The following is a 26638-nucleotide window of genomic DNA, read 5'->3' on the forward strand; positions in this document are numbered from 1 at the left end:
TGCGCATCTCGGGGGCGCGGGGAACTGCGCGAGAAGCGGCCACCGGCCCGCGGACGAACGACCGACCCGGAAGCGCGGCCCCACCGTTGTCACCCGTCACAACCCCACCGCCCCCGCTTTGATCCACGCTCCAGTTCAAACCACCGCCCCCCGTCGCCATCATGGCTGCCGAAGTCGCCGCCCCACCGCGAGGAGACGCCCGACCATGCAGCCCAGACGCCTGACCGCCGCCGCACTGGCCACCCTGGCCCTCACCGGCACCGCCACCCTGGCCCACCCGGCCCTGGCCGAGCCGAACACGCCGACCGTAGCCACGGCGCGCACGGCAGCGGCGGCGGTCCCGTTCACCCAGGCCGCCGCCCACCTCGCCACCGACGGCTCGTACACGCTCTCCTGGTCGTCACCGGCAACGAACGTGCAGGTCACCGCCCACACCAAGCCCGACGCGAGCGACCCCGGCACCCCCCTCGGCAGCGCCGCGGGCACCGGCACCCTGACGGTCCCCGCAGGCGCGCTGGCGGCCGACCGGCGCTGGTACTTCAAGCTGACCCCCGACACCGGCGGCGCCTTCGTCGTCGCCGAACGCTCCCTCGGCGTCGCCTCCGCGAAGAACTTCCGCGACGCCGGCGGCTACCGCACGAGCGACGGCCGCTGGGTCAAGTACGGGATCGTCTACCGCAGCAACAAGCTCAGCAATCTCACCGCCGCCGAGCAGCAGCGCGTCGTCGACCAGGGCATCACCCGCGACATCGACCTGCGCAACTACTTCGAGCGCAAGGACGAGCCGGACAAGGTCCCGGCGGGCGTCACCTATCAGGTCGCGGACGTGGTGTCCCTGGCGCACGGGGTGAGTTTCCACGACCCGGCACTGATGACCCTCGCCCAGGCGATCGCGGCCGGACTGTTCTCCGGCTCCTCCGACCTCGGGCAGTCCATCGGCTACCCGTTCATGGTCAACTTCGTCGGCGCCGACCACGCGTTCAAGGACCTGCTCACGGCCGTGAACGGCAACACGGGCGCCACCGTCTACCACTGCTCGGCGGGCAAGGACCGCACCGGCTGGGGCACCGCCGTGCTGCTCACCCTGCTCGGCGTCCCGCGCGCCACCGTCGAGGCCGACTTCCTCGCCAGCAACGACTACACGGGCAACCCCGACGCGGTCGAACTCTCCTGGCTGCGCGCCGCGTTCGGCGAGGTCGACCACATCTACGGCAGCTTCGACGCGTACCTCCACAAGGGCCTCGGTCTCGACGACGCGACCATCCAGAGCCTGCGAAACCGGCTGCTCACCCCCTGAGCGCCTGCCCGTGGCGTGGCGTACCTCTCTTCTGCAACTTGTTGCATAAACGTGCCGGCGTCGTCTACAACAGTCACGACGTTCGCCGCGCACGGAGGGCCCCATGAGCCGTTACCCCCACCTTCTCGCCCCGCTCGACCTGGGCTTCACCACCCTGCCCAACCGCGTCCTGATGGGCTCGATGCACGTAGGCCTGGAGGAGGCGGAGAACGGCTTCGCGCGGATGGCCGAGTTCTACGCGACCCGCGCCCGGGGCGGTGTCGGCCTGATGGTGACGGGCGGCATCGCCCCGAACGAGGCGGGCCGCCCCTGGTCCGGCGGCGCCAAGCTGACCACCGAGGCGGAGGCCGCCCAGCACCGCGAGGTCACCGACGCGGTGCACGCCGCCGGCGGCAGGATCGCGATGCAGATCCTGCACTTCGGCCGGTACGCCTACCACGAGGACCTGGTCGCGCCGAGCCCGATCCAGGCCCCCATCAGCCCGTTCGTCCCGAACGAGCTGAGCGACGCCGAGGTCGAGCAGACCATCGAGGACTTCGCGCGCACCGCCGAACTCGCCCGGTCGGCCGGGTACGACGGCGTCGAGATCATGGGCTCCGAGGGCTACCTCATCAACGAGTTCATCGTCGCCCACACCAATCAGCGCACCGACCGCTGGGGCGGCAGCTACGAGAACCGCATCCGCTTCCCCGTCGAGATCGTGAAGCGGGTCCGCGAGCGCGTCGGCGACGACTTCATCCTCGTCTACCGGCTCTCCATGCTGGACCTCGTCCCCGGCGGCTCGACCCACGACGAGGTCGTGCAGCTCGCCAAGGAGATCGAGGCGGCCGGTGCCACCATCATCAACACCGGCATCGGCTGGCACGAGGCCCGCATCCCGACCATCGCGACGTCCGTCCCGCGCGGCGCGTACACCTGGGTCACCAAGAAGCTCATGGGCGCGGTGTCCGTCCCTCTCGTCACCACGAACCGCATCAACACGCCGGAACTGGCCGAAGAGCTGCTCGCGGACGGCGCCGCCGACATGGTCTCGCTGGCCCGCCCGATGCTCGCCGACCCGGACTTCGTGAACAAGGCCGCCGCCGACCGGTCCGACACCATCAACACCTGCATCGGCTGCAACCAGGCCTGCCTGGACCACACCTTCAGCGGCAAGATCACCTCCTGCCTCGTCAACCCGCGCGCCTGCCACGAGACCGAGCTCGTCCTCCTCCCCACCCGGACCAAGAAGCGCGTCGCCGTCGTCGGAGCCGGTCCGGCCGGCCTCGCCTGCGCGGTCTCGGCCGCCGAGCGCGGACACGACGTGACCCTCTTCGACGCCGCGGCCGAGATCGGCGGCCAGCTCAACGTCGCCCGCAAGGTCCCCGGCAAGGAGGAGTTCGACGAGACGCTGCGCTACTTCCGCACGCAGCTCGACCTGCACGGCGTCGACGTACGGCTCGGCAACCGGGTCGGCGCCGACGACCTCGACGGGTACGACGACGTGGTCGTCGCCACCGGCGTCAGCCCCCGCACCCCCGTCATCGAGGGCGTCGACCACCCGAGCGTGGTCGGCTACCTCGACGTACTGCGCCGGGAAGCCCCCGTCGGCGACCGCGTCGCCGTCATCGGCGCGGGCGGCATCGGCTTCGACGTCGCCGAGTACCTCACCGACGGCGGCGAACAGGCGAGCCAGGACCCGGCCACGTACTTCCGCCTGTGGGGCGTCGACATGGACTACGCCGACCGCGGCGGCCTCACCAGGCCCGAGCGCCCCGCCCCGCCGCGCCAGGTCCACCTCATCCAGCGCAAGACCTCCAAGGTCGGCGCGGGCCTCGGCAAGACCACCGGCTGGATCCACCGCACCGAGCTGCGCCACCGCGGCGTCACGATGATCGCGGGCGCCAGCTACGACCTGATCGACGACGCCGGACTGCACATCACCGTCGACGGCGAGCAGTCCCTGATCCCCGTCGACACGGTCGTGCTGTGCGCGGGCCAGGAGCCGATGCGGTCCCTGTACGACGACCTGGTGGCCGCGGGACGCACCCCGCACCTCATCGGCGGCGCCGACGTCGCCGCCGAACTGGACGCCAAGCGCGCCATCAAGCAGGGCACCGAGGTCGCGGCCGCCCTCTGAACCAGCGGAGTTCCACCCCCTGAACCGGGTGGTCACGTGGCCGGGCCCGCCGGCCGCGTGACCACCCCTCTGCCCGAGAGACCCCTCTAGGCTTACGCCATGTCACTGCCGCACGCGATCCTCACGGCCCTCCTGGAGAAGCCGTCGTCCGGCCTCGAACTGACCCGCAGGTTCGACCGGTCCATCGGCTACTTCTGGTCGGCGACGCATCAGCAGATCTACCGTGAGCTGGGCAGGCTGGAGCGCGACGGACTGATCCGCGCCCTGCCCGCCCAGGCGCCGGCACGCGGCCAGAAGAAGGAGTACGAGGTCCTGCCGGACGGCCGGGCCGAGCTGGCACGCTGGACGGCCGCCCCGCAGGACCCCAAGCCGCTGCGCGACCCGCTTTTCCTGCGGCTGCGCTCCGCGGCGGTCGTCGGAACGGCCGGCGTCGATGCCGAACTCCACCGCCATCTCGACCTGCACCGGCGGCAGTTGGCCACCTACGAGGAGATCGACCGGCGGGACTTCCCGCCGGAGAAGAACTCCGAGGCGGACCGGCTGCAACACGCGGTGCTGCGGGCCGGGATCGACCTGGAGACGTTCTGGGTGCGCTGGCTGGAGCGCACGCTGGACGAACTCGGCGGCTGAGCGGGAGCGGAAGGCCCGCGGAGCACGACAGGGCCGTCGCCCGGACACCGGACGGCGGCCCTCCTGCCATCGGCTCAGGCGCGGCGGCGCCGCAGGTACCAGATGCCGCCTGCCACGGCGGCGGCCACCATGGTGCCGCCGGCGGCGTACGTCAGCGTGCCGTAGTCCTCGGACCCCCCGCCCAGGCCGCCCCGGACCCCGCCCCGAGGGCTGGACGTCGCCGAGATGGTCGGGCTCGCGGAGACGGTCACCGACTGGGTGCCCGCCGTCGAGTGGTCCGCGCACACGACCACGACCGTGTACGTACCGGAGGCGACCCCGGTCCACGTGGCGCTCCCCGAAGTGAGCGCGGTCTGCCGGCCCTGGGCGAAGTCGGCCTGACCGGCGGCCAGGAGCGAACCGTTGCCGCCGTTCGGGCAGGCCGTCGTGGTGGCCGTCACCGTGGAGCCCTCGGCGGTGACCGTGACCCCCGAGGCGTGCGCCGCGGGAGCGGCCAGCGCCAGCGGCAGCGCGGCCGCGGCCGCGACGGTGAGCCCGGAGCGAGCGATGGTCGACGTGATGCGCATTCTCTCTGCCCTCCGGCGGCACGGGAGGCGGTACGTCCCGTGCCCCGCCCGAGTCGGCAAAGCCCGTGCTGCCTGACGCTCAGCCAAAGTCCCTGCCGGCGCCGCCGCATGCGGGCCGGGGCCGGGCAGGTGACACGTTCCGTCGTCCGGCCCAGCCGCGCCTACTGACGGCCGGTCACCGTCCGCTCCGGCGAGAACGCGCCCCAGGTCCCGTCCGGCAACTGCGCCCGGAGCTTCACCCGGTGCCGCGCGCCGGCGGCCTCCTCGCCGTTCCCGATGTAGAAGCTGTACTTCGCCGCGCCCTTGGGAGCGCTGTCCCCCCACACGACGGTGGTGGCCTGCTTCCCGTCCAGGTACACCTGGTACGCCGGAACGTCACCGCCGGTGCGCGGCGCCGTCCAGGTCAGGTCGATGTACGCGGCGCCGTCGGAGCGCCGCACGGCCGCCCGGAAGTCGGCGGGAGCGGTGTCGGCCCCCTCGTCCTCGCCCCGCGCGGTCGTCAGCCGCAGTGTCTCGCTCGCGGGGGAGGCGTTGTCGGCGGCGTCCCGCGCCCGTACCGAGAAGCTGTACGCGGTGCCCGGCCGCATCCCAGTCAGCAGGGCCTCGGTCTCCGTCCCCGGCACGCTGTGGATCTTCGTCGTGCCCTGGTAGACGTCGTACGAGACGACGCCCTTGTCGTCGTCCGCCTTCCGCCACGACAGCGACACCGAGCGCGCCCCGTCCGCCTTTCCGCGCAGGCCGGTCGGTCTGGACGGCGCGGAACGGTCCGCGGCGACGGCGGCCGGGGTCGTCACGGTGACCCGCCGGCTCGCCGGGCCCGGGTCCCCGTCCTTGTCGCGGGCCCGCACGGTGAACACGTACTGGGTCCGCGGCCGCAGCCCGGTGACGTCCGTCATCTGCTGAGTGGCGGACAGTTGCTTCACCCGCACCTTGCCCCGGTAGACCTCGTAGCCCTCGACTCCGGCGGTGCTCGCCGGCCGGTTCCACATGACGTGCACGGTGGTGGCGCTGCCCGCCTGCGCGGTGACCCCGAGCGGCTCCGACAGGGCCGGGCCGCCCGTGTCGTCGCCGGACGACAGCAGCCCGCAGCCGGACAGTGCGGAGAGAACCGTTAACAGGGCGGTGGCGCGGGCCGCTTGGGGGAGCAGCGGGCGTGGGGGGACGCGTCGCACGGGATGCCTTCCGCTCGGCGGGACCGAATTGGTACAGACCTGTATGACATGGGTGACGGGTCCTCATCAAGAGGGGTGCGCGCCCGTCCGGCCCCCGTGCGGTGGACGCGGCCGCGCGGTCATCCCACATTGGACGGGTATGTCCCCCGGTCGTCCCGGCCGGTCCCGACGTCGCCGTTCCCGCCCGTCCCGTCCTCGACCGAAGGCTTGTGTGTGCACCCTCGATCCCTGGCCCTCGCCGCCGTGTGCGGCGCCGCCCTCCTCGCCCCCGCCGCACTGCCCCCGGCGTCCGCCCAGCCGAACACCCCTCAGGAACCGGACGCGGCGCCGCAGTCCGTCGCGGGGGAGGGCGGAGCGAGTGCCACCGCCCTGATGGCCGCGGTGCGCGGCTGCCGGCAGATCTCGCACGGCCGCTACCGCAGCGACGACGGAGCCCGCGCGAACATCCCGGTGTGCGGCCGGCGCGGTGCCGTCTACTGGAAGGCCGACCTCGACGTCGACTGCGACGGCCGTCCCGGCCGCCGCTGCAACCGCCGCACCGATCCGCTGTTCCTCAACACGACGGCGTACCAGCAGTCCGACGGACGGCAGTTGAGCGCGGAACGGCTTCCCTACGTGGTCGTACCGGGCGCCAGCCGGATCTGGAACCCCGCACGCTCCGGCATCCGGGGCGGCACGGTCGCCGCCCTCGTCCACCGCGGCAAGGTGCTGTACGCGGTCGTCGGCGACACCGGTCCGACCGACCTCATCGGCGAGGCCTCCTACGCGGCCGCCCGCGCCCTGGGCATCGATCCCGACCCGGTGCGCGGCGGCACCGCCGACGAGGTCACCTACATCCTCTTCCCCGGCACGACCGCCCGCCCCATCGAGAGCCGTCGCGCGGCGGCGACGGCGGGGCGGGTGGCGGCCGACAAGTTCGTGACGGGCGGCTGAGGAACACCCGGCCGCCCCTCCCTCCTTCTCACTCCTTGCGGTACGTGTACGCCTCGGAGGCCGCGGCCACCACCGCGTCGAGATCGGCACCGGCCGACGCGGAGACGACGGCGGCGACCGCGCCCTCCACGAAGGGGGCGTCCACGAGCCGCGTCCCGTCGGGGAGTTCGTCCCCCTCGGCGAGCAGGGACTTCACGGTGAGCACCGCGCTGCCGAGGTCCACCAGGACGGCGACGCCCGCGCCCCGGTCGACCGACGCCGCGGCCGCCGAGATCAGCTCGGAGCTGGTGCCGAGCCCGCCGTCCTCGGTGCCGCCCGCAGCGGCCACCGGTGCGAGGGAGCCGCCCCCGGCGAGTCCGGCCGCGAGCCGGGCCACCGACTCGGCGACCTCCCGGCTGTGCGAGACGAGCACGATGCCGACGGCCTTGTCCGGGGCGCTCATGCGACGCCCCCTCGGGCCGTCTCCGCGAGCGCGCCGATCAGCAGCGCCGACGACGTGGCACCGGGATCCTGGTGCCCGATGCTGCGCGGGCCCAGATAGCTGGCCCGTCCCTTGCGCGCCTGCAAGGGCGTCGTCGCCTCCGCGCCGTGCTCGGCCGCAGCCCGGGCCGCCGCGAAGTCTCCGCCGTCCAGCGCGTCCACGGCCGGCACCAGCGCGTCGAGCATGGTCTTGTCGCCCGGCGCGGCTCCGCCGAGCGCCGCGACCGCGTCGACACCGGCCCGCAGCGCCGCGGCGAAATCGGCCTCGCTCACCTCGGCGGCGTCGCCGAGCGCCTTGCCGGTGCGGCGCAGCAGCGTCCCGTACAGCGGGCCGGACGCGCCGCCCACCTTGGAGATCAACTGCCGTCCCGCGAGGGTGAGTACGCCGCCCGGTGTGTCCGGCGAATCCTGCTCGAGGACCTGCGAGACCGCGTGGAAGCCGCGCTGCAGATTGCTGCCGTGGTCGGCGTCACCGATCGCCGAGTCGAGGTCGGTGAGCCGGGCCGCCTCGTGGTCCACGGCCACTGCGGTCGCGGCCATCCAGCGCCGGAAGAAGTCGGCGTCGAGCACTTGATCTCCTTGTCTGGTGGATACGTCGTCCGGTGGATACGTTCACGATCTCGGGCCGTGCTGTCACCTGCCCCAGCGGAGCCCCGCCGTGCTGACCGGCGCGTCCCACAGCCGCAGCAGTTCCTCGTCCATCTCGCAGAGCGTGACGGAGGCGCCGGCCATGTCGAGGGAGGTGACGTAGTTGCCGACGAGGGTGCGGGCGACCGGCACACCGCGCTCGCCGAGCACCCGCTGCACCTCGGCGTTGAACCCGTACAGCTCGAGGAGCGGGGTGGCGCCCATGCCGTTGACGAGCAGCAGGACCGGGCTGCTCGGGTTCAGGTCCTCCAGCACGGCGTTCACGGCGAAGTCGGCGATCTCCCTCGACGTCATCATGGGCCGCCGCTCGCGTCCCGGCTCGCCGTGGATGCCGATCCCCAGCTCCAGCTCGCCGGAGGGCAGGTCGAAGGTGGGCGCGCCCTTGGCCGGGGTGCTGCACGCGCCGAGCGCTACCCCGAAACTCCGCGACCGCTCATTGACCAGCCGCGCCACCGCCTCGACCCGCTCCAGCGGCTGCCCCTCCTCGGCGGCCGCGCCCGCGATCTTCTCGACGAACAGGGTGGCCCCGGTGCCGCGCCGTCCGGCGGTGTACAGGCTGTCGGTCACGGCGACATCGTCGTTCACCAGGACCTTGGCGATCTGGATGCCCTCGTCCTCGGCGAGTTCGGCGGCCATGTCGAAGTTGAGCACGTCGCCGGTGTAGTTCTTCACGATGAACAGCACACCCGCGCCGCTGTCCACGGCGGCCGCCGCCCGCACCATCTGATCCGGCACCGGCGAGGTGAACACCTCACCCGGACAGGCGGCCGACAGCATCCCTGGCCCGACGAACCCGCCGTGCAGCGGCTCGTGCCCCGACCCGCCGCCGGACACCAGTGCCACCTGCCCGGCGACCGGCGCGTCCCGCCGCAGCACCACCCGGTTCTCGACGTCGACGACCAGGTCGGGATGGGCCGATGCCATCCCGCGCAGGGCGTCGTCGACGACGGTCTCGGCCACATTGATCAACATTCTCACTGGTACCTCCGGGTGACGTTGGCAGGCGATGCCCTGACGTGCGTCGCGCCTGGTCTCTGGCGGTCGATGGCGGCGTTGGACGAGGCTGATACCGACCTGATACGGATCTTGCTGACTACTCATCAGGTGGTGCAGGTAGATGTCGGACGATCCAAGGCCAGTATCGGTGGAGTGGCCGTATTGAGCACCCTTGCGGCCTGCCTGGTGGAGCGCTGCGCCAGGACGCTCAGCGGGTAGGTGTCGTCCGCCGCGTACGTGTGAGCCGTGCTCCGGAAGGGGGCGCACCATGCACGGCTGTCTGGGTGCCGCCGCCCCCCTGCACCGTCGCTACGAGCCGACCATTTCCCGGCATCGCCGCGGCTCAGCGAAGCTGACCACGCGCGCTGGTTCCGATGCCCCCGCGATCGCGTGCGCGTTCATGGCGGACATCTGCCTGACGGGCGGAGAAGGGCATCTCCGTGTTCGCATTCCCGCCCGGTCCGGAGGGCAGGGGAGCCAGGAGTTGGTGAGCTCGGTCCTGCCCTCCGGGAGGGGCCCCTTCAGGCCGGGCTGTCGCTGTGGCTGTGCTCAGCGAATGCGCTCGCCGGCGAGCCAGATGCCGTGGATCTTGCGAGTCGTGGTGATGTCGGTGGTCGGGTCGCCGTCGATGAGCAACAGATCGGCGCGCCTGCCCGGCGCGATCTCCCCGCGGTCGGCGAGGGCGAACGTCTGCGCGGTCAGTGTCGTGGCGCTGCGGAGGACTTCGACGGGGGTGAGCCCGGCGCCGACCATGAGCTCGAATTCGTCGTGCATGGATGCGCCGTGCTTCGGTGCGAACGGAACGCCGGGTGCGGAGTTCGCGTCGGTGCCGACCAAGAGTCGGATCCCGGCTTCGTGGAACTTGGTCACCGTGTCGCGGGCGTATCCGTACCGGAGCCCCGCCCCGGCTCGGGCGTCGGCGATGCCCCGCATCATGGTCAGGGTGGGCGAAGACACCATCCCGGCGTCCCGCATACGGGCCACGGTCTCGTCGTCGAGGACGGCGTCCAGCGGCGCGTGCGTGCTGATGTCGACGCCGGCCTCGACCGCGACCCGGAACGCGCCGGTGGTGATCGAGTGCGCCACGACGAGGAGATTGCGCTCGTGCGCCGCGTCGACGATCGCCTTCACCGTCGCCTGGTCCATGCCCCGCGGCGGCGCGGCCTCCGTGACGATCTTGATGTAGTCGGCACCGTCGGCGACCCGGCGCTCGACGAAGGCGTACGCCTCTTTCGGGGTGGTGACGATGCCGTCCGCGGGGAAGCCGGGCATCTTTGCGTGATTCCCGCCGGGGCCGACCGCGGGAGTCGTCGCGCTGAGGATCTGTGCGACGCCTGCCTGGGCGCGCATGTCGGTCACGAACGAGAGCGGCCACGCCGCCATGTCAAGGCCGGTGGTGACACCCCACCGCGCCAGGTCTGCCAGGTCACCCCGACCGAGCGTGTGCATGTGCGAGTCGATCAGGCCGGGAAGCAGCACCTTGCCCACCCCGTCGACCGTCACATCAGGGGTCCCGTCGGTGACGATCCTCTCGCCCTCTACGCAGACGCGCTGCGGTTCCGTCAGGCCGTCGCCCGTGAAGACGCGGACGCCGTCGATCGCAGTTGCATCAGCCACCATCACGGCCGAGGCGACCGCGGCGCTGCACGGCGCCTTGTCCGCGGTGCCGTCGGCGACGTTGGAAGACGCTCTGCGGCAGTTGCAGTCGATCCTTGGCGCCGTCGACGGTGTCGCATCTGTTTGACAGCCCGTCAGCCCGGCCGGGTGAGAGTTTCGGGCAGCTCCCGCTGCACCACCATCACGCCGAGCGGGCTTTCGCGTGCAGCGCGTGCGACTCCTCGGCGTTCACCACAACGACGTCATCGGATCTGGAGCCGTCGCGCTCGTCCAGGGTGGTTGCCACCCGCCAGACCGCAGCTACCGGCGGCGGTTGCGCAGGCGCTGACGCACCGGACCTGTGCGCGTCAGGTGCGGACTGAGTGGGTGCCGGTCATGCGTGCGTAGGCGTTGCGAACCGCAGGGACCAGGACGGCGGCGGCCTCCGGGTCGGCTCGTTCCTTGGCCAGCCGCAGAATGCCGCCGCTGCGCCGATCCGGCGGCACGTCCTCGCCTCGCGCCGTGATCAGTGCGTGGAAGTGGGGGTGGTTCTCGCCGAAGACGAGCAGGTACGTGGTGGGCGCCCCCGTCACCTCCGTCACCGCGGCGACCAGGTCGCGGGCCCGGCGGGCGAACGTCGCGAGTTCGGCCTCGTCGAGCCCGGTGATGCGCTCGGCGTGACGACGCACCCGCAGGACGAACCATCCGGGCACGTCGTAGCCGGGGACCGTCTCGCCCGACCAGAGGTCGTCCCGGAAGACGACGGCGTTCTCGTCGTTCTGCTCCAAGCCGCACATGAAGCAGCCGTCGGTGTCGCTGGGCCTGCTCAAGAACTCTCCTCGCTGAACGGATACGGGACGGGAGCGGGGTTCACACCGCGCCGGTGAGCACCAGCATCGGGTCGGGCTGGGGCGTCTTGAGAGCCCAGGACCGGTCCGTCAGCTCCTCCACGGCCGTGCCGGAGCGGCGGGCCACGAGCAGGGCCTCGGGGTCGAAGGCCGGGCCGACGGCGTCCTCGCTGTACTCGCTGCCTCGCATGTACCCGGTGGCGTCCTCCGGGTCGGCGTAGTTGTCGATCTGCATCTCGACGAAGCTGCCGTCGGGGTCCCGGTAGTACATCGACGTGGTGACGCCGTGGGCGATGCACACCGCCGGGGTGACGCCCTTGTCGCGCAGGAGTTCGTAGCGGGCGAGGAGGTCGTCGAGGTGGTCGAAGGTGTAGGCGACGTGATGGACCGCGGCCGTCGTCGGGGTCTTGCGTTCCAGGGCGACCGGCGGCGTGAGCAGGGCGACGCGGTGGTGCTCGTCGTCGTAGGTGATGAAGCACAAGCTGTCGTTCTGGAACACCACGTGCCCGTCCAGGACGGCGCAGTACCAGTCCCGCATGGCAGTGGGGTTGCTGGTCTGGAACACGACGTGGGCGAACTTCGGTGTGGCGGACATCCGGTCCTCCTCGATCGAATGCGCGGGCGGGTGCTCGCGAGGGATGGGGATCGGCTTGCAGGCGATGGTCATCGGCCGGTGGGAGAGGTGTCGCGGCGGCGGACGGTCGGGCCGAGCGAGTCGTCCGTGGTGTCAGGGCCCGGCGACGAAGCGCTGGCGCAGTTCGCCGATGCCTTCGATGGTGCTGACCAGCTCGTCGCCGGGGGCGAGCCAGCGTTGCGGATCGCGGCCCAGGCCGACGCCGGCGGGTGTCCCGGTGAAGACGACGTCGCCGGGCAGGAGCGGGAGCACCGTCGACAGCCGGGCGATCAGCTGGGGCACGGAGAAGATCAGGTCGCTGGTGCGGCCCTTCTGCATCTCTTCGCCGTTCACGGTGCAGCGCAGTTCCAGGTCGTCCCGGTCCTCGAACGCGTCGGGGGTGACCAGCCACGGGCCGGTCGGGGCGAACCCCGGGAAGGATTTGCCGAGACTGAACTGAGGTGCGGGACCTTCGAGTTGCGTGATCCGCTCGGAGATGTCCTGCCCCACGGTCAGCCCGGCCACATGGTTCCAGGCCGTGTCGGCGGAGACGTGGTGGGCCCGGATGCCGATGACGGCGACCAGTTCGATCTCCCAGTCGGTGTGGCCGCCGGGCGGCAGGACCACTTCGGTGACGGGCCCGGCGATGCTGGTGGCGAACTTGGTGAAGACCGGCGGCATGGTGTCCGGCAACGCGAAGCCGGACTCGGCGGCGTGGTCACGGTAGTTGAGGCCGGCCGCGATGACCTGCCGCGGTGCGGGTGCCGGCGCGCCGAGATCGACGGGGTCGAACGAACTGCCCTGGGGCAGCCGGGCCACTGACGCCCACTTTCGGAACTCATCCCATCGGTCGTAGACGGCCTGCGGATCCGCGGCGAAACGGCCGTCACTTGCCTGCTCGACGTCGACGGCGCGACCGTCCACGACGAGGACCAGGCGGCCGGAGAGATTGGCGATGCGCACGGGACTGCTCCTGTGTTCCTTCGGTCGATTCATCGGGTTCGCTTCTGCCGGCCGGTGGTGTGTCCAGGGGTGCGTGCGAGGCGGGCGGAGTTCGGTCGGCAGCGGCCTCGCGGCGGTCGCGACGCGGATCACAGTAGGCCGCTATATGTGATAACAGCAAGACGTCGTGCGGCCGAACTTCGGCCGGGGCGTTGCGAACGGGCCCGCGCTCAGGAGCCGGCGGTACGGCGGCGCAGCAGCGGGGTGATCCGGTACGGCACCAGTCGGCGCATGACGAGTGACGTGCTGGTGCGTTCCACGCCGGGAATGCCGAGGATCTGTCCGGCCACGCGGTACAGGTCCTCGGCGCCGGTCGCGACGACGTGCACCAGCAGGTCGGTCTCCCCGCTCAGTCCGTCCACCTGCACCACTTCGGGGATCGCGGCCAGCGCCCGCGCCACGCCGTCGAGCCTGCGCTGGGCGACCTGCGTGGTGACGAATGCGGCCAGCGGATAGCCGAGCGCGGCCGGGTCGACGCGCCGCTCGAACGAGTCCACAGCGCCCCGGCGGTCCATTGCTGTGAGGCGGGCCTGCACCGTGTTGCGGCTCAGCCCGCTGGCCTCGGCGAGGGCAACCGTCGTGGCCCGGGGGTGAGCGGCGAGCGCCAACAGGAGGCGGGCGTCGGTCGGGTCGATCCGTTCGGAGCTGGGCACGGTGCGCACCTTCCAGAGCTGAGAGGCCGGGGGACTGGGCATTCTGCGTGACTTCCTCGCGGGTTCTTGTGTGCCGTTGTGGCCTGGTGGTCTGCTCGGCCGCAGCGCACGTCATCCGCATCGCGGCTGAGGACGTGCCGGGCCGCGCGCCGCCGCCCGCTGCGCGCCGGACGTCGGCCGGGTACACCGGTCGGCTCGCAGCCGGTGCGTCCGGCTCGCCGTCGTGATACGCCCCATGAACAGCCGGTCGCACGTCCGAACGCCGGATGTGCCGAGCGCGAGGAGACCGTTTCGTCATGACCACCGCACCAGCCGCCGCCGGGCGGACCACGGACGCCGCCCTCGGCGTGCTGCACGAGATCGAGAACCGCGTGCTGTGGCTGTCGAGCGCGATCGTCCACCACGCCAACCGCGTGCGCCCCAACCCGTCGGGGCTCAAGGTGGGCGGGCACCAGGCGTCCTGCGCCTCGATGGTGTCGATCATGACGGCCCTGTGGTTCCGTCACCTGCGCTCCGAGGACAGGGTCTCGGTCAAACCGCACGCCTCGCCCGTGCTGCACGCCCTCAACCATCTGCTCGGTGAGCTGGACGCCTCCCACCTGTCCACGCTCCGCTCCTTCGGGGGCCTGCAGAGCTATCCGAGCCGGTCGAAGGACCCCGACCCGGTCGACTACTCCACCGGATCGGTCGGTATCGGCGCCACGGCCACGATCTGGGGAGCGCTCGCTCGCCGGTACGCGGCCGGCGGCTCCGGTGAGGGCTCGATCGGCCGACAGTACGCACTGGTGGGGGACGCGGAACTGGACGAGGGGGCGGTGTGGGAGGCGGTGGTCGACCCGCAGGTGGCCGAACTCGGCGAACTCGTCTGGATCGTGGACCTCAACCGACAGTCCTTGGACCGTGTGGTGCCCAACATCGCCGCGGGCCGCCTGCACGGCATGTTCGCCGCGGCCGGCTGGCAGGTGCTCACCCTCAAGTACGGCACCCTGCTGCAGGAACTGTTCACGCGTCCCGGAGGACAGGAGCTCCGCGAGCGCATCGACGCCATGCCCAACCCCGAGTACCAGCGACTGCTGCGCTGTCCCGCCGTGGACCTGCGTGACCGCCTCCCTGGCACCGGCCCGGGGGCGCAGGCGATCACCGACCTGCTTGCGGACGTCGACGACGCGACCCTGATGGCGGCCGTCCGCAATCTCGGAGGTCACGACCTCGCCGCTCTCGACGGCGCCCTGTCCGAGGTCGACGACGACCGGCCCACGGTGATCTTCGCGTACACGGTCAAGGGCCACGGCCTGCCCACCCAGGGCCACCCGCAGAACCACTCCTCCCTGCTGACGGAGGAGCAGATGGGAGAGCTCGCCGACCGGGTCGGCACGGACCTGGCCGACCCCTGGCGGGGCTTCGCTCCGGACTCGGCGGCCGCCCGCCTGTGCGCGGAGACCGGTGCGCGGCTGCGCCGGGACGCCGTCCCCGAGGCGCGGCCCCCGGAGATTCCGGTGGACATCGGCCGGACCCCGACGGGCGTGGCGACGACACAGGCCGCTCTGGGCCGGGTGCTGCTCGACCTGACCCGCAGTGCCCCCGACGCCGCACGGCGGGTGGTCACCGTCAGCCCCGACGTCAGCTCCTCCACGAATCTCGGCGGATGGGTCAACAAGGTCGGCGTGTGGTCGCCCACCGAGCGCGTCGACTGGTTCGCCGACGACGCGGAGACCATCCTGCATTGGCGCGAGCGGCCGACCGGCCAGCACATCGAACTGGGCATCGCGGAGACCAATCTCGTCGGACTCCTCGGCGAACTGGGCGCCACCTGGAATCGGTGGGGCCAACCCCTGTTTCCCATCGGGGTGTTGTACGACCCCTTCGTGCAACGCGCCCTGGAACCATGGTCGTTCGGCATCTACGCGGGAGGGCAGTCGATCCTGGTCGGCACCCCGTCGGGAGTGACCCTCGCTCCCGAGGGCGGCGCGCACCAGTCGATCACCACGCCGTCCCTCGGCATCGAGCAGCCCGGCTGCACGACCTGGGAACCGGCGTTCGCTCTCGACACCGAGTGGACGCTGCTGGCCGCCCTGTCCCGGCTCGGACGGCCCGACGGCGGATCCGCGTACCTGCGGCTGTCGACCCGGCCCGTGGACCAGGCCCTGGCGCGGGTGCCCACCGACCCGGCGGCCCGGGAACGCCGTCGTCGCCAGGTCGTCGCCGGTGCCTATCCGCTCGTGCGGCGGCCCGGAGCCCAGGTGACCATCGCCGCCATGGGCGCCCTCGTGACCGAGGCGCTGGCCGCGGCGGACCGCCTCCAGGGCCTCGGCGTCCCGGCGGACGTGGTGTGCGTGACCAGCCCGGGCCTGCTCTACCGGTCCCTGGACGCACGGGCCGGGCACGGCGAGGCGGCCGACTGGATCCTGGACCAGGTCTTCCCGGCGGAACGCGCCACGCCGCTGGTCACCGTTCTGGACGGACACCCGCACACTCTCGCCTTCCTGGCCACCCTGCACCGCGTGCCGTCCCGCAGGCTGGGGGTGACCCGTTTTGGTCAGTCGGGTTCCCTGGAGGAGGTCTACCGCCATCACGGCATCGACACCGACAGCATCGTCACCGCGGCCCTCGATCTGACCCAGTGAAGTGCCGTCCGGGGGCGGCGCCGCACGACGCCGGCCCCGGACGGCCTCCGGCTCAACCGACGGGCGCGTACGCCGTGCCACCGACCCAGACGCGTCGGATCGCGCGGGTCGCGGTGATGTCCGCGAGCGGGTCGCCGTCGATCAGTACCAGGTCGGCGCGGCTCCCGACGCGGACGGCGCCCCGGTCCCGCAGTCCGAAGGACTGGGCAGGCAGGCTGGTCGTGGCGCGCAGTGCCTCACGGGCTGTCAGTCCTGCCCGCACCAGCAGTTCCAGCTCGTGGTGCAGGCTGGTGCCGAAAGGCGGCTGCACGGGGATTCCCGGCGTGTGGTTGGAGTCGGTGCCGGCGAGGATCCGGACGCCGGCCCGGCGCAATGCGGTGACACTGCCCTCCGCGGCCTCGTAGCTCCAGCCGGGCACTCCGAGAGCGGCGAAGCCCTCCATCATCGTGAGCGTGGGGACGGCGATCGTGCCCGTGGCGGCGTACCGCGCCGCCGTCGCGTCGGACAGCGGGCTGTCGAGCGGAACGTGGTGGATCATGTCGACGCCGGCGTCGAGCGCGCGGCCCACGGTGAGCGTCGACGTCGCGTGCGCCATGACGAGCTTGCCGAGGGAGTGCGCCGCCACCGTCACTGCCTTGACGGTGGCGGGGGAGAGGCCGGGCTCATCGATGATGATCTTGATGTAGTCCGAGCTCTCGCCGATGCGGGCGCGCACGAAAGCGAGGGCCTGGTCGGGACCGGTCAGGATGGCGTTCGCCGGGAAGCCGGGGATCTGGCTCTGCGGGCTGCCGGGCGCGACCGCGGGAGTCCCCGCGCTGCGGATGTCCGTCAGGCCGGGCCTTCTGCGCAGCGACGCGACGAGCGAGGGCGGGAAGCAGGCCATGTCCAGGCCGGTCGTGACGCCCCAACCGGACAGCTGCTGAAGGGTGGTGACGTCCTGGAGGTGCAGGTGGGCGTCGATCAGTCCGGGCAGCAGGACGGCGCCGGCGCAGTCGATCTGGCGCGCCCCGAGGGCGCTCAGTCCGATCAGGCCGTTGTCGATGACGACGGTCCGCGGTGAGGTCAGCCGGTCCCCGTCGAAGACACGGACGCCGGTGAGAGCGACCTTCTGGGGTGCGTCGGCGGTGCGCTCCTGCGCGGTGGCGACGGTGGGGGCGACGAGCGTCGGCAGAGCCGTGGCGGCGACTCCGGCCGCCGCGGCCGTCTTGAGGAAGTCACGCCGGTTCGTGTGCGGGATGCACATGGTGGTGCCTTTCTGCGGGTGGGATGCGGAAAGTGCAGCGGTCGTGCGGAGGGTCGAACGCGGTGCCAGCACTGAGGGCCGAGCTTCGAAGGGGCCCCTGATGCGGCGCCCGGTGGTGGCCGCTGGAGGCCCTCAGGCCGCGTCGGGCGCCGACCATAACTGCTATATGTGATAACAGCAACATGCCGGCGGAGTGCGATACGGAGATACGGGGATGCGCGCGAGTGCCTGCCTGCCTGTCGGTCAGGCCAGGGCGGAGAAAGCGATCTTCTCGTTGCGGGCCAGGTGCTGCTCGACTGCCGCGGCGACCTTCTCGGGGTCACGGCTGCGGAAAGCGGCCAACAGATCCGCGTGGGCCTTGCCGCGCCGCTCGTGCTCGGTCGGGTCGGGATCGAGCCGACCGAATCCGATGCGGATGTAGCGTTCCGCGGCCCGCCACAGCGTGGTCAGGACACGGATGTCCCAGGCGGTCGCCGCGGGAGCCAACAGAGCGAGGTGGAAGGCGTGATGGTCGTCGTAGATGTCGGCCATGCCCTGCTCCCGGGCGCCGAAGTCGGCGGCCTGCGCCTGCAGCCGGTCCAGGTCCTGGTCCGTCAGCAGGGCGCACGAGCGCCGGGCGATCTCCGGCTCGAGGGCTCGCCGGAGACGGTAGATGCCGTGCAGGTCGTCGAGGTCGAGCGGGGCGATGACCGCGCTGCGGCCGGGCCGCATGATGACCAGGCCTTCGCTCTCAAGACTGCGCAGCGCCTCGCGGATGGGGATGAAGCTGATGTCGAGCATGCCGGCCAGCTCGCGCAACGAGTACTCCACACCGGGGGCGAGTCCGCCCGACAGGATCGCGCGCCGCAGCTCGTCGGTGGCCTGCTCGGAGACCGATCGTGACGTGATGGGCTGCACGGTCCCTCGCGGTGTCGCCACGCTGTGTCCCTCGATTCGGCCACCCATTGGTCGATATCAACTATAGCGAGGCCATCCCCGGCGTCTGCGGGCAGGACAAGAGGCGTCACAGCTTCAGGATCCGCTGCGCGTTGCCGGACGCGATCTTTCTGCGCTGAGCCGGTGTCAGGGGCGCGCGGCGCAGGAAGGCGACGGCCTGTTCGCTCTTCTCGAAGGGGTAGTCGATGGCGAACAGCACGTGGTCGATGCCGACGACGTCGATGGCCGCCTTGAGCATGGTGTCGTCCATGACTCCGGACGTGGTGACGGAGATGTTGTCCCCGAAGTACGCGGAGGGCGGCCTCTTGAGCGGGACGCGCGTGGTGATGTTTTGGATCTGCACGTCGAGCCGGGGCGCGTGGAAGGGCAGGAACTCGCCCATGTGCCCCACGATGAGCCGGGCTCCGGGAAAGTCGTCGAAGACACCGCCGAGGAGAATGCGCAGGGCGTGCCCGCCCGTCTCGGCCGCCCAGCTGTAGAGGGGGCCGACGAGTTCCGGACGGTCCTTCACCAGACCCCAGTCGCCGGCGGGCGCCGGGGTGGGGTGCAGGTAGAGCGCGGCTCCCAACTGCTCCAGCTCGGCCCACACCGGCCGGAACTGCGGCTCGTCCAGGTAGTGGCCGTTGGTGTGGCCGTTGACCAAGAAGCCGGCCATCTTGAGGTCGCGCATCGCCCGCCTCGCCTCCCGTACGGCCGCCCCGGGGTCCTGGAGGGGAAGGGCGGCCAGGCCACCGAAGCGCGTGGGGCGGGCCGCGATGATCTCCGCGAGAGCGTCGTTGGCGACCTGCGCGTCCCGTACGGCAATGGCCGCGTCGGGCTGCATCTGCACCCCGGGCGGGGTGAGGGACAGCACCTGCATGCTCACCCCGTTGGCATCCATGTCGGCGAGGCGGTACTCGGTGATGTCCGGCAGCCGCTTCAGCCACTCGCGGGCGACCTCGGGCCTGAAAGGGATCGAGCCGCCCAGCGCGGTGCCCTGGGTGATGAGGCCGGGCAGCATGACGGCTTCCTCGATCGCGACGATCCGAAGCGGTCCGCCGGTTCCGGGCCGCCCGCCGTCGGCATGGGCCGCTTCGGGTGCGGCCAACTGGCCTGCGCCGGCCAGTGCGGCCGTACCCGCCGCGGTGTTGAGGACCTGACGTCTGGTCCATGGTTGTCCGGTCATGTGTATTGCTTCCTTCCAGTCGGGGGAGGGAGTGGCAGGAGATCCGCCCCGGTCGCGAGGCAGGTACCTCGGACAGGACGCGGCCGGGGCGGAGCATGTGGCGGGTGGAAGGTCAGCCCCGTTGCGTAGGCGCGGTCTCGGCGCGGTGCGCGCCTCGGCCCCGCACGGTGTCGACGACTTCGGCGAGATCCGCGGCGAGTGTGTCCCCCAACCAGGCGACCATCTGGTCCGGGCGGACCAGTGCGAAGCGAGCGCCCAGTCGTTGCGCGAAGCCGTCGGGTACCGCGGCGACCAGGTGCACCACGGTGAAGGCCGCCTCCGTCTTAGGCAGATCGGCTGCTTCGAGCGCGGTGTCGTCGAGGACGAGGAGCGTCAGTCGGTCTGCCAGGACGTCGTACAGGGAGCGGCCGTCCTTGAGGAACGTGTGCGGCAGGCGGGCGCCCACCTGCGCACGGTCGTCGGGCGTCCCGTACGTCAGCTCCGGCTCCGGGGGGAGGACCGGTGAGGCGGCGATCCGGAGGCCGAGCACCAGGTCGAGGGAGTGGAACTCCGCCTTCTTGGTCTCCTGGATGCGTCGGGCCGCGGCCTGGCGTGCCTCGGCGCCCGCCAGGTCCGGGTCCTCCAGGTTGTCGGCCAGCAACTCGGTCGACAGCACCCGCATGTTGGCGGTCGCGTCGCGGACGACGCGCTCCTGAACGGGGCGCCGCTCGATCTCGTAGCTGTCGAGCAGGCCGGGCCCGCCCCAGCCGTCGAGCACCGCCGCCAGTTTCCAGCCGAGGTCGACGGCGTCGCCGATGCCGGTGTTCAGGCCGTGGCCGCCGAAGGGCGGATTGAGGTGTGCGGCGTCGCCGGCGAGGAACACCCGGCCGTGCCGCATCCGGTCGACTATCTGCATGCGGGCCGTCCACGGATCGGTCGACAGCACGGTGGCCTCCACCGGTCGGCCGACCACGGTGTCGAGGAAGCGCGGCGCGTCCCGCTCGCCGGTCGCCCGGTCGACTCCGAACGCGATCGCCCACCAGGTGTCCTTCTGGTCCAGCGGCCCCACCAGCGCCGGGGCGTCCGGGTGGACGATCCAGTACTGCACGGCCGGCCCGTGCCGTACGTGGTCCCACAGGCCCGGGCAGGAGAAGACCATGCCGAAGTTCGGCCGCAGGGCCTCGCCGCCGACGTAGCGGGCGCCGATCTCGTCCCGTACGACACTGCGCGGGCCGTCGCAGCCGAGCACGTAGTCGGCTGTGACGACCGAACGGTTCCCGGCGTCGTCCTCCACCGTCACGGACACCGCGTCCGCGACCTGGCTGAGGCTGGCGACCTTCGAGCCGAGGACGAGGCGGCACGCCGGGAGGTCCAGGACCGCCTCGCGCAGGACGTCCTCCAGCACGTACTGCGGTGCCTGCTGGCCCACTTCGGGGAACCGGTCGCCGTCGGGCACGAGTCCCAGAACGCCGGTGAAGCGGGACAGCTCCGTCCCGGCCAGCGACGTGCAGAACACCACGTCCTGGGACCAGGAGACGGGCAGCGGCGCGCGCTCCCGCAACCGGTCGGCGAGACCCCAGCGGCGCAGGTGCTCCATCGTGCGGACGTTGAGCGTCTTGCAGCGGGGGCGCGCCCGGGACACCGTCGGACGGGGTTCGACGACCACGCAGTCGATACCGCGGCGACCGAGTTCGACGGCGGCCGCCAGTCCGACGGGGCCGCCGCCGGCGATCAGGACCCGGGTGCACCGGGGGAGTTGGGCGACTGACATCAGTGGCCGGCCCCGGTCCGCCGCGTCGCCGCCCAGTGCGCGCACTCCGCGGCGAACGCGAGCTGCCGCAGGTGCAGCGCGTGGCCGAGCGTGTGGTGGTCGATGCAGTGGCCCGTGCCGCGGGCGACACTCGCGTCGACGAAGGGGGCCGCCGTGAACAGGCCGGCGAATCGGGCCACGTTCTCCGGGCCACTGCTCCACAGGGCGTCGAACTCGGCGAGCGCGTTGTGCACCGGCACGCGGACGTTCGGCGCGACGGCGGGCAGGTGCTCACGTGGCCAGGCAGGCGCCTGGACCAACTCCCGTACAGGAACGGGCGCGTACGACATGTGGGCCCGCTCCACCGCTTCGGGGGTGTGGGTGTGCGCGGGGCCGAACATCACCGAGTCCCGCTCCGCATACGGCAGATCGACCGTCTCGTCCGGCGGGAGGGAGCCGAGCGCCTCGGCTGCCCCGCCCGGCGGGATGACGGCCCCCATGCCGGTCGCGGAGACTCCGATGAGCGGGAAGCCGGGGTCGTCGGCCGCGATCATCAGCGCGATCATGCCGCCGATGGAGTGGCCCACCAGGAACACGGCGTCGGCTGCCAGGCGGGTGGCGGCCTGCGCCACGGCGTCACCGAGCAGTTCGGCGTGACGGGTGAAGGTGTTGGCGTCCGGGGGGAGCGGTGTGCTGCCGCCGTAGCCGGGACGGTCGAAGGCGATCACCGGGTGCCCGTGCGCCGCGGCGGTGTCGAGGAAGGATCCTTCGGGGCTGCCCCCGACGTCGAAGTAGTGAGCGGTGTACGTGCCGCCGTGGAGTGCGGCGATCAACGGTTTCCCGGTGGGCTCGGCGGGTCCGGCGGTGAGCGCCGTGATCTTGTGTCCGTCGACCTCGAAGGTCAGAAGGTCGCGCTGCTGGGCCATGTGTGGCTCCTGCCAAGGTGTGTTCCGGCATGCCGCGCGGCGGGAGGACGGCGCGCGGAGAACGACAACGCACAGTTCGCGGGGGAGCCCGATGGCCCCCGGATCCGCAGGCCCGCGCGCCGGGTGCGGGTGGCGGCGGGGTGCTGCGAGACTAGGCGTTATATGTAATAACAGCAAGGGTCGGGGGAGGTGCGGAGCGAGATGATCGGGGAGTGAGGTGCGGGCTCTCAGCCGTGCTGCGGCAGATAGTCCTGGGTGATCTGCTTGTGCTCCAGGAAGTCCTCCACGGAGGCCAGTCCCCCGAGGCGGCCCACGCCGCTGGACTTGTAGCCGCCCTCCTCGAACTCCACGGTCAGGTTCGCCCAGCTGTTGACGGAGACGAGACCTGCGTCGAGCTGTCGGGCGACGCGCACCGGCCGGTCGGCGTCCCTGGTCCAGACGCAGGCGCTGAGGCCGTACTCGGTGTCGTTGGCCAGGGCGACGGCCTGCTCCTCGGTGTCGAAGACCTGGATGGTCTGCACCGGCCCGAAGGTCTCCTCCTGGACGATCGGCAGCGAGGAGTCCGACACGGCGAGCAGCGTCGGGTGGTAGAAGGCGCCGCCCGCGAGGTCGGGGCGGGTGCTCGGGCCGCCGCGGACGATCGGCTTGGCGCCGGCCGCCACGGCCGCCTCCACGGCGGCGTCGACCCGGGCGACGGCCGCCTTGTCGATCAGGGGGCCGATCTGGCTGTCCGGATCGGAAGCGGGACCCGGGCGCACGTTCTCCAGACGGCCCGCCAACGCGTCGGTGAACGCGTCCGCGATCTCCCGCTGGACGAGAACCCGGCTGCCGGTCATGCAGAACTGCCCCGCGAACACGGTGCACGACTGCACGGCCGTGGCGAGGGCGGCCTCCACATCGGCGTCCGCGAACACCAGATGCGGTGTCTTGCCGCCCAGCTCAAGGCCCACCCTCTTGAAACGGGCCGCGGCACCCTGCGCGACCAGACGCCCGGTGGCCGTGCTGCCGGTGAAGCTGATCACCGGCACCCGGGGCGAGCCGACGAGCAGGCGCGCGACGTCGGACCCGGACTCGACCACGACGTTCACCACGCCGCTCGGCAACTCGGGGACGGAGGCGAGGATCTCGCTCATGAGCGCCGCGGTCCGCGCGGCCTGCCCCGGCATCTTCACCACGGCCGTACAGCCGGCGGCGAGCGCGGGAGCGAGGGCGCGGACGCACAGGTAGGCGGGGGAGTTCCACGGCACCACGATCCCCGCGACGCCTACGGGCTGGCGGAGCGACATCGCCATGCGGCCGGGGTGTGTGTCGGTGACCCGGCCGTGGGGCTGCACGGCCAGTCCCGCCGCGAAACGCAGCGCGCGAAGAATGAAGTGCGCCTCGAAGCCCGCCTCGTGCCGGAGTTTGCCGTTCTCCTGACACAGGGTCGCGACCACCTCTTCCATCCTGGCGTCGTAGGCGTCGGCGAGATGGCTCAGTGCGGTGGCCCGCAGCATCGGGTCCAGGCGCCAGGTGCCGTCCCGGAACGCCCGGTCGGCCGCGTCGACGGCGCGCCGGCCCACGTCGGCGTCGGCGTCCGCGTACGTCCCGATGACCTCGCCCGTCGCGGGATCGATGCTCTCGCGGGTTCGGGCGAAGCCGACCCATGCGCCGTCGATCCAGTGCCGTACCGCGTTCTCGTCGGTCATACCGGCGACTCCTTGCTCGGTCCGGGGTCTGCCCGGAGCGGATGGTGGCGTGCGGAGGAGGGGCACTAGAGGCCGAGCAGCCGCTCGGCGTTGAGGTGGGCGATCTTCGCCCGGTCGGTCTCGCCGACCGGCGCGGTCCGCAGGAACTCGGTGGCCGTCGCCATGTCCTCGAAGGGATAGTCGGTACCGAAGAGGACGTGGTCCGCGCCCAGGGCCTGCACCGCGCACATCAGCGGCGGTGCCGAACAGACCCCGCTCGTCGTGACGTACAGGTGACGCCGGACGTACTCCGAGGGGCGGCCCAGGGCGAGTTCGACCCCGTGGTGGTCGTGGTAGTCCCAGCGCGAGTCCAGCCGCCACAGCATGTACGGCAGCCCCTCGCCCATGTGTCCGAGCAGCACCTTGGCCCGCGGGAAGTCGTTGAAGACGCCGCCGAAGACCAGGCGCAGGAAGTGCGTCGCCGTCTCCGCGCCCCAGCTCCACATCGGCCCGACGAGCTCGGGGTGCCCCTCGATGACGTGCGGGATACCGACGCCGTTGGCGGGATGGAGATAGAGCGGTACGTCGAGCCCCTCGGCGCGCTCCCACACCACGCGCAGGCTCGGGTCGTCGAGATAACGGCCCTGGGTGTGCGCGTTCACCAGCACGCCGCGCAGGCCCAGTTGGGAGACGGCGCGCTCCAACTCCTTGGCGGCGGCCTGCGGATCCTGCAGCGGCAGCGCGGCGAACCCGGCGAACCGGCCGGGGTGCTCCGCCACCACCGAGGCGAGCAGGTCGTTCACCGCCGCGGCCCGGGCCACGGCCGTCGCGGCGTCCGGTTCGGCCTGGATGCCCGGGGCGTTGAGGGAGAGGACCTGCGTGTCGAGACCCGCCGCGTCCATCTCCGTCAGCCGCTCTCCGGTGAGGTCGAGCAGGCGCCTCGACGCCTCGCGCCACTTCTCCGGCTGAAGGATCGAGGCCGACGAGGCGCCGTACCCCACCAACTCCGGTGTGACGAAGTGCTCTTCAAGGCCGATGGTCCGCATCGCCGCCCCCACAGTCGCGTTTCACTTATATGCATTGACTTCATGGATGGTGAAACGTACGTTCCGTGGGTGTCAACCCTCTGGAGCGTGCGAACGGATGGAGGCATCCGATGGAAGGTGCGGGGGACGGCGTCACGGAGCCGGGCCGGGACATGGCACCGGTGGACGTGGCCGTGGTCGGGTACGGGCCGGTGGGCATGGTGATGGCCGGTCTGCTGGAACGGTCCGGCCACCGTGTCCAGGTGTTCGAGCGGTACGCGGGCCTGTACAACCTGCCGCGGGCAGCCAGCTTCGACGACGAGACGATGCGCACCCTCGCGCGCCTCGGCGTCGCGAACGACCTGCTGCCCCGCGTGCGCGTGCAGCCCACCTACGAGTGGCGCAACGGCCGCGGGGACCTGCTGATCGAGCAGCACTTCGCCGCGACCGGACGCAGCGGCTGGGCCGAGTGGCACATGATGTACCAGCCGGATCTGGAGAACGCGCTGGACGGCGTCTGCCGCACGTCCCCCCGGGTGGAGGTGCGGCACGCGCACACCGTCGTCGCCCTGGAACAGCATCAGGAGCACGTCACGCTCACCGTCGAAGGCCCGGACGGACACGCGACGACGAACGCGCGGTACGTCGTGGGCTGCGACGGCGGCAACAGCTTCGTACGATCCGCCCTCGATGCAGGGCTCCACGACTACGGCTTCTCCGAACCGTGGATGGTGTGCGACTTCCGCTTCCGCCGGCCGACAGATGTGCCGCACGCCCTACAGCTCGGTGATCCGACGGGCCCGACCTCGATCATCTCGCTCGGCCCGGAGCACCACCGCTTCAGCTTCATGCTCGACTCCGCGGACGACTTCACCACCGAACGCGATCCGGAACGTGTCTGGAAACGGGTCGCGCCCTACCTCACCCCCCACGACGCAGACCTCGTCCGGGTCGCCACCTACACGTTCAGATCGCTCATCGCGGACCACTGGCGCGACGGCCGGGTGCTGCTCGCCGGCGACGCGGCACACCAGATGCCCCCGTTCCTCGGGCAGGGCATGTGCTCGGGCTTCCGCGACGCGCAGAACCTCGCGTTCAAGCTGGACCTGGTCCTCCGTGGCCGCATGCCGGACACCGTCCTCGACACCTACCAACAGGAGCGAGAGCCGCATGTGCGTGCCGTGACCGAGAAGGGCATCGAGCTCGGCCACCTGCAGACCCTGCGCGACCCGGTGCGGGCAGCTGAGCGCGACCGCGCCCTCCTGGCCCGCCGTGCGCAGGCGGGAGCGCCCGAGGCGGTCCGCCTGCCGGGCCTCGCGGACGGCCTCTTCGCACAGGACTCGGGTGCCGGCCGAGGACACCTGTCGGTGCAGGGCGTGGTGGACGACGGCACCCGCCGCGACCGCCTGGACCAGGTCCTCGGTGACGGCTTCCACCTGCTCGTCGCGGACGAGCCGCTGGCAGCTCTGGACCGGGCCGGCCTGCTCGACGCACTGGACCACGCGGGCGTGCGCATTGTCGTCCCGCGTGAACAAAGCGAACAAGCGGCAGCGCACCCACGGGCGGCGATCGTCCACGACGTGCACGGCACCTACCGCGACTGGTTCGCCGAACTGGACTGCTCGGCCGTCGTGGTCCGCCCCGACTTCTACGTCTTCGGTACGGCGAGCGGCTCGGACGCGGTGACGGCCCTGGCAGGTGAACTGCTGGCCGTGGTCCGCGGCGACACCGTGACGCACGAGGCCCGAGCGAATGCCTGAGGCCGCACCC

At 71.8% G+C, this 26638-nt stretch carries 23 protein-coding genes; 6 read left to right on the forward strand and 17 right to left on the reverse strand.

The features are described 5' to 3' along the window. The first annotated feature begins 205 nt into the window (after nt 1-205). The 3 genes from ABT127_RS18955 to ABT127_RS18965 all read left to right on the forward strand — a co-directional run bounded on the left by ABT127_RS18955 (nt 206) and on the right by ABT127_RS18965 (nt 4046). On the forward strand, nt 206-1297 hold the full coding sequence (locus ABT127_RS18955; RefSeq protein WP_351451012.1) for a tyrosine-protein phosphatase: 1092 nt from the start codon (nt 206-208) through the stop codon (nt 1295-1297). A gap of 103 nt (nt 1298-1400) precedes the next feature. After that, nucleotides 1401-3416, forward strand: a complete 2016-nt coding sequence (locus tag ABT127_RS18960) for an FAD-dependent oxidoreductase (protein ID WP_351451015.1) — start codon at nt 1401-1403, stop codon at nt 3414-3416. Between the two features lie 99 nt (nt 3417-3515). Beyond that, nucleotides 3516-4046, forward strand: coding sequence for a PadR family transcriptional regulator (locus ABT127_RS18965; protein ID WP_351451018.1), 531 nt, complete (start codon nt 3516-3518; stop codon nt 4044-4046). Nucleotides 4047-4120: 74 nt separating this feature from the next. Here ABT127_RS18965 and ABT127_RS18970 read toward each other — a convergent pair whose 3' ends face one another. Together ABT127_RS18970 and ABT127_RS18975 are read right to left on the reverse strand one after the other, a co-directional pair. Further along, on the reverse strand, nt 4121-4612 hold the full coding sequence (locus ABT127_RS18970; RefSeq protein WP_351451021.1) for a hypothetical protein: 492 nt from the start codon (nt 4610-4612) through the stop codon (nt 4121-4123). A 161-nt stretch (nt 4613-4773) separates the two neighbouring features. After that, nucleotides 4774-5784, reverse strand: coding sequence for a fibronectin type III domain-containing protein (locus ABT127_RS18975; protein WP_351451024.1), 1011 nt, complete (start codon nt 5782-5784; stop codon nt 4774-4776). Between the two features lie 213 nt (nt 5785-5997). Here ABT127_RS18975 and ABT127_RS18980 point away from each other — a divergent pair, with 213 nt between their 5' ends. Next, nucleotides 5998-6717 (forward strand): glycoside hydrolase family 75 protein, encoded by a 720-nt coding sequence (locus ABT127_RS18980; RefSeq protein ID WP_351451027.1) that lies wholly within the window; start codon nt 5998-6000, stop codon nt 6715-6717. 28 nt (nt 6718-6745) lie between these two features. Here ABT127_RS18980 and ABT127_RS18985 read toward each other — a convergent pair whose 3' ends face one another. From ABT127_RS18985 to ABT127_RS19020, 8 genes are all read right to left on the reverse strand, one after another. Next, nucleotides 6746-7159: a PTS-dependent dihydroxyacetone kinase phosphotransferase subunit DhaM gene (locus ABT127_RS18985; RefSeq protein ID WP_351451030.1), complete on the reverse strand. Its 414-nt coding sequence runs from the start codon at nt 7157-7159 to the stop codon at nt 6746-6748. Then, nucleotides 7156-7767: a dihydroxyacetone kinase subunit DhaL gene (gene dhaL / locus ABT127_RS18990; RefSeq protein ID WP_351451033.1), complete on the reverse strand. Its 612-nt coding sequence runs from the start codon at nt 7765-7767 to the stop codon at nt 7156-7158. Before dhaL ends, ABT127_RS18985 begins: the two co-directional genes overlap by 4 nt. Nucleotides 7768-7830: 63 nt before the next feature. After that, the gene (gene dhaK, locus ABT127_RS18995) at nt 7831-8823 is read right to left on the reverse strand and encodes a dihydroxyacetone kinase subunit DhaK (protein WP_351451036.1); all 993 of its coding nucleotides are present in this window, start codon (nt 8821-8823) and stop codon (nt 7831-7833) included. A gap of 567 nt (nt 8824-9390) precedes the next feature. Beyond that, the gene (locus tag ABT127_RS19000; protein ID WP_351451039.1) at nt 9391-10461 is read right to left on the reverse strand and encodes an amidohydrolase family protein; all 1071 of its coding nucleotides are present in this window, start codon (nt 10459-10461) and stop codon (nt 9391-9393) included. Between the two features lie 344 nt (nt 10462-10805). Further along, nucleotides 10806-11267, reverse strand: coding sequence for an HIT family protein (locus ABT127_RS19005; protein WP_351451043.1), 462 nt, complete (start codon nt 11265-11267; stop codon nt 10806-10808). A 40-nt stretch (nt 11268-11307) separates the two neighbouring features. Continuing rightward, on the reverse strand, nt 11308-11880 hold the full coding sequence (locus tag ABT127_RS19010) for a VOC family protein (RefSeq protein ID WP_351451045.1): 573 nt from the start codon (nt 11878-11880) through the stop codon (nt 11308-11310). Between the two features lie 132 nt (nt 11881-12012). Further along, entirely contained in the window at nt 12013-12861 is an 849-nt protein-coding gene (locus tag ABT127_RS19015) for a fumarylacetoacetate hydrolase family protein (RefSeq protein WP_351451047.1), read from the reverse strand. 209 nt (nt 12862-13070) lie between these two features. Beyond that, a complete protein-coding gene (locus ABT127_RS19020; protein ID WP_351451050.1) occupies nt 13071-13553 on the reverse strand; it encodes an Lrp/AsnC family transcriptional regulator in 483 nt (160 codons plus the stop codon). Between the two features lie 296 nt (nt 13554-13849). Here ABT127_RS19020 and ABT127_RS19025 point away from each other — a divergent pair, with 296 nt between their 5' ends. Continuing rightward, a complete protein-coding gene (locus ABT127_RS19025; RefSeq protein WP_351451053.1) occupies nt 13850-16177 on the forward strand; it encodes a thiamine pyrophosphate-binding protein in 2328 nt (775 codons plus the stop codon). A 52-nt stretch (nt 16178-16229) separates the two neighbouring features. Here ABT127_RS19025 and ABT127_RS19030 read toward each other — a convergent pair whose 3' ends face one another. The 7 genes from ABT127_RS19030 to ABT127_RS19060 form a co-directional block, all read right to left on the reverse strand. Next, entirely contained in the window at nt 16230-17420 is a 1191-nt protein-coding gene (locus ABT127_RS19030; protein ID WP_351451056.1) for an amidohydrolase family protein, read from the reverse strand. A gap of 243 nt (nt 17421-17663) precedes the next feature. Further along, a complete protein-coding gene (locus ABT127_RS19035) occupies nt 17664-18338 on the reverse strand; it encodes a GntR family transcriptional regulator (RefSeq protein ID WP_351451059.1) in 675 nt (224 codons plus the stop codon). A gap of 85 nt (nt 18339-18423) precedes the next feature. Continuing rightward, nucleotides 18424-19521, reverse strand: a complete 1098-nt coding sequence (locus ABT127_RS19040; RefSeq protein ID WP_351451062.1) for an amidohydrolase family protein — start codon at nt 19519-19521, stop codon at nt 18424-18426. A 112-nt stretch (nt 19522-19633) separates the two neighbouring features. Next, nucleotides 19634-21271 (reverse strand): FAD-dependent monooxygenase, encoded by a 1638-nt coding sequence (locus ABT127_RS19045; RefSeq protein ID WP_351451065.1) that lies wholly within the window; start codon nt 21269-21271, stop codon nt 19634-19636. After that, nucleotides 21271-22176 (reverse strand): alpha/beta hydrolase, encoded by a 906-nt coding sequence (locus ABT127_RS19050; RefSeq protein WP_351451068.1) that lies wholly within the window; start codon nt 22174-22176, stop codon nt 21271-21273. The genes ABT127_RS19045 and ABT127_RS19050 overlap by 1 nt, the downstream gene beginning before the upstream one ends. Nucleotides 22177-22403: 227 nt before the next feature. Further along, complete coding sequence (locus ABT127_RS19055; protein ID WP_351451071.1) at nt 22404-23864, reverse strand: aldehyde dehydrogenase family protein; 1461 nt, start codon at nt 23862-23864, stop codon at nt 22404-22406. Between the two features lie 65 nt (nt 23865-23929). After that, entirely contained in the window at nt 23930-24889 is a 960-nt protein-coding gene (locus ABT127_RS19060; RefSeq protein ID WP_351451074.1) for an amidohydrolase family protein, read from the reverse strand. A 110-nt stretch (nt 24890-24999) separates the two neighbouring features. Between ABT127_RS19060 and ABT127_RS19065 the strand changes: the two genes are divergently transcribed. Continuing rightward, nucleotides 25000-26628, forward strand: coding sequence for a bifunctional 3-(3-hydroxy-phenyl)propionate/3-hydroxycinnamic acid hydroxylase (locus tag ABT127_RS19065; RefSeq protein WP_351451077.1), 1629 nt, complete (start codon nt 25000-25002; stop codon nt 26626-26628). Nucleotides 26629-26638: the final 10 nt, after the last annotated feature.

Origin of the sequence: Streptomyces sp. NPDC001904, assembly GCF_040297005.1 — a bacterium.
Taxonomy (GTDB): Bacteria; Actinomycetota; Actinomycetes; order Streptomycetales; family Streptomycetaceae; genus Streptomyces.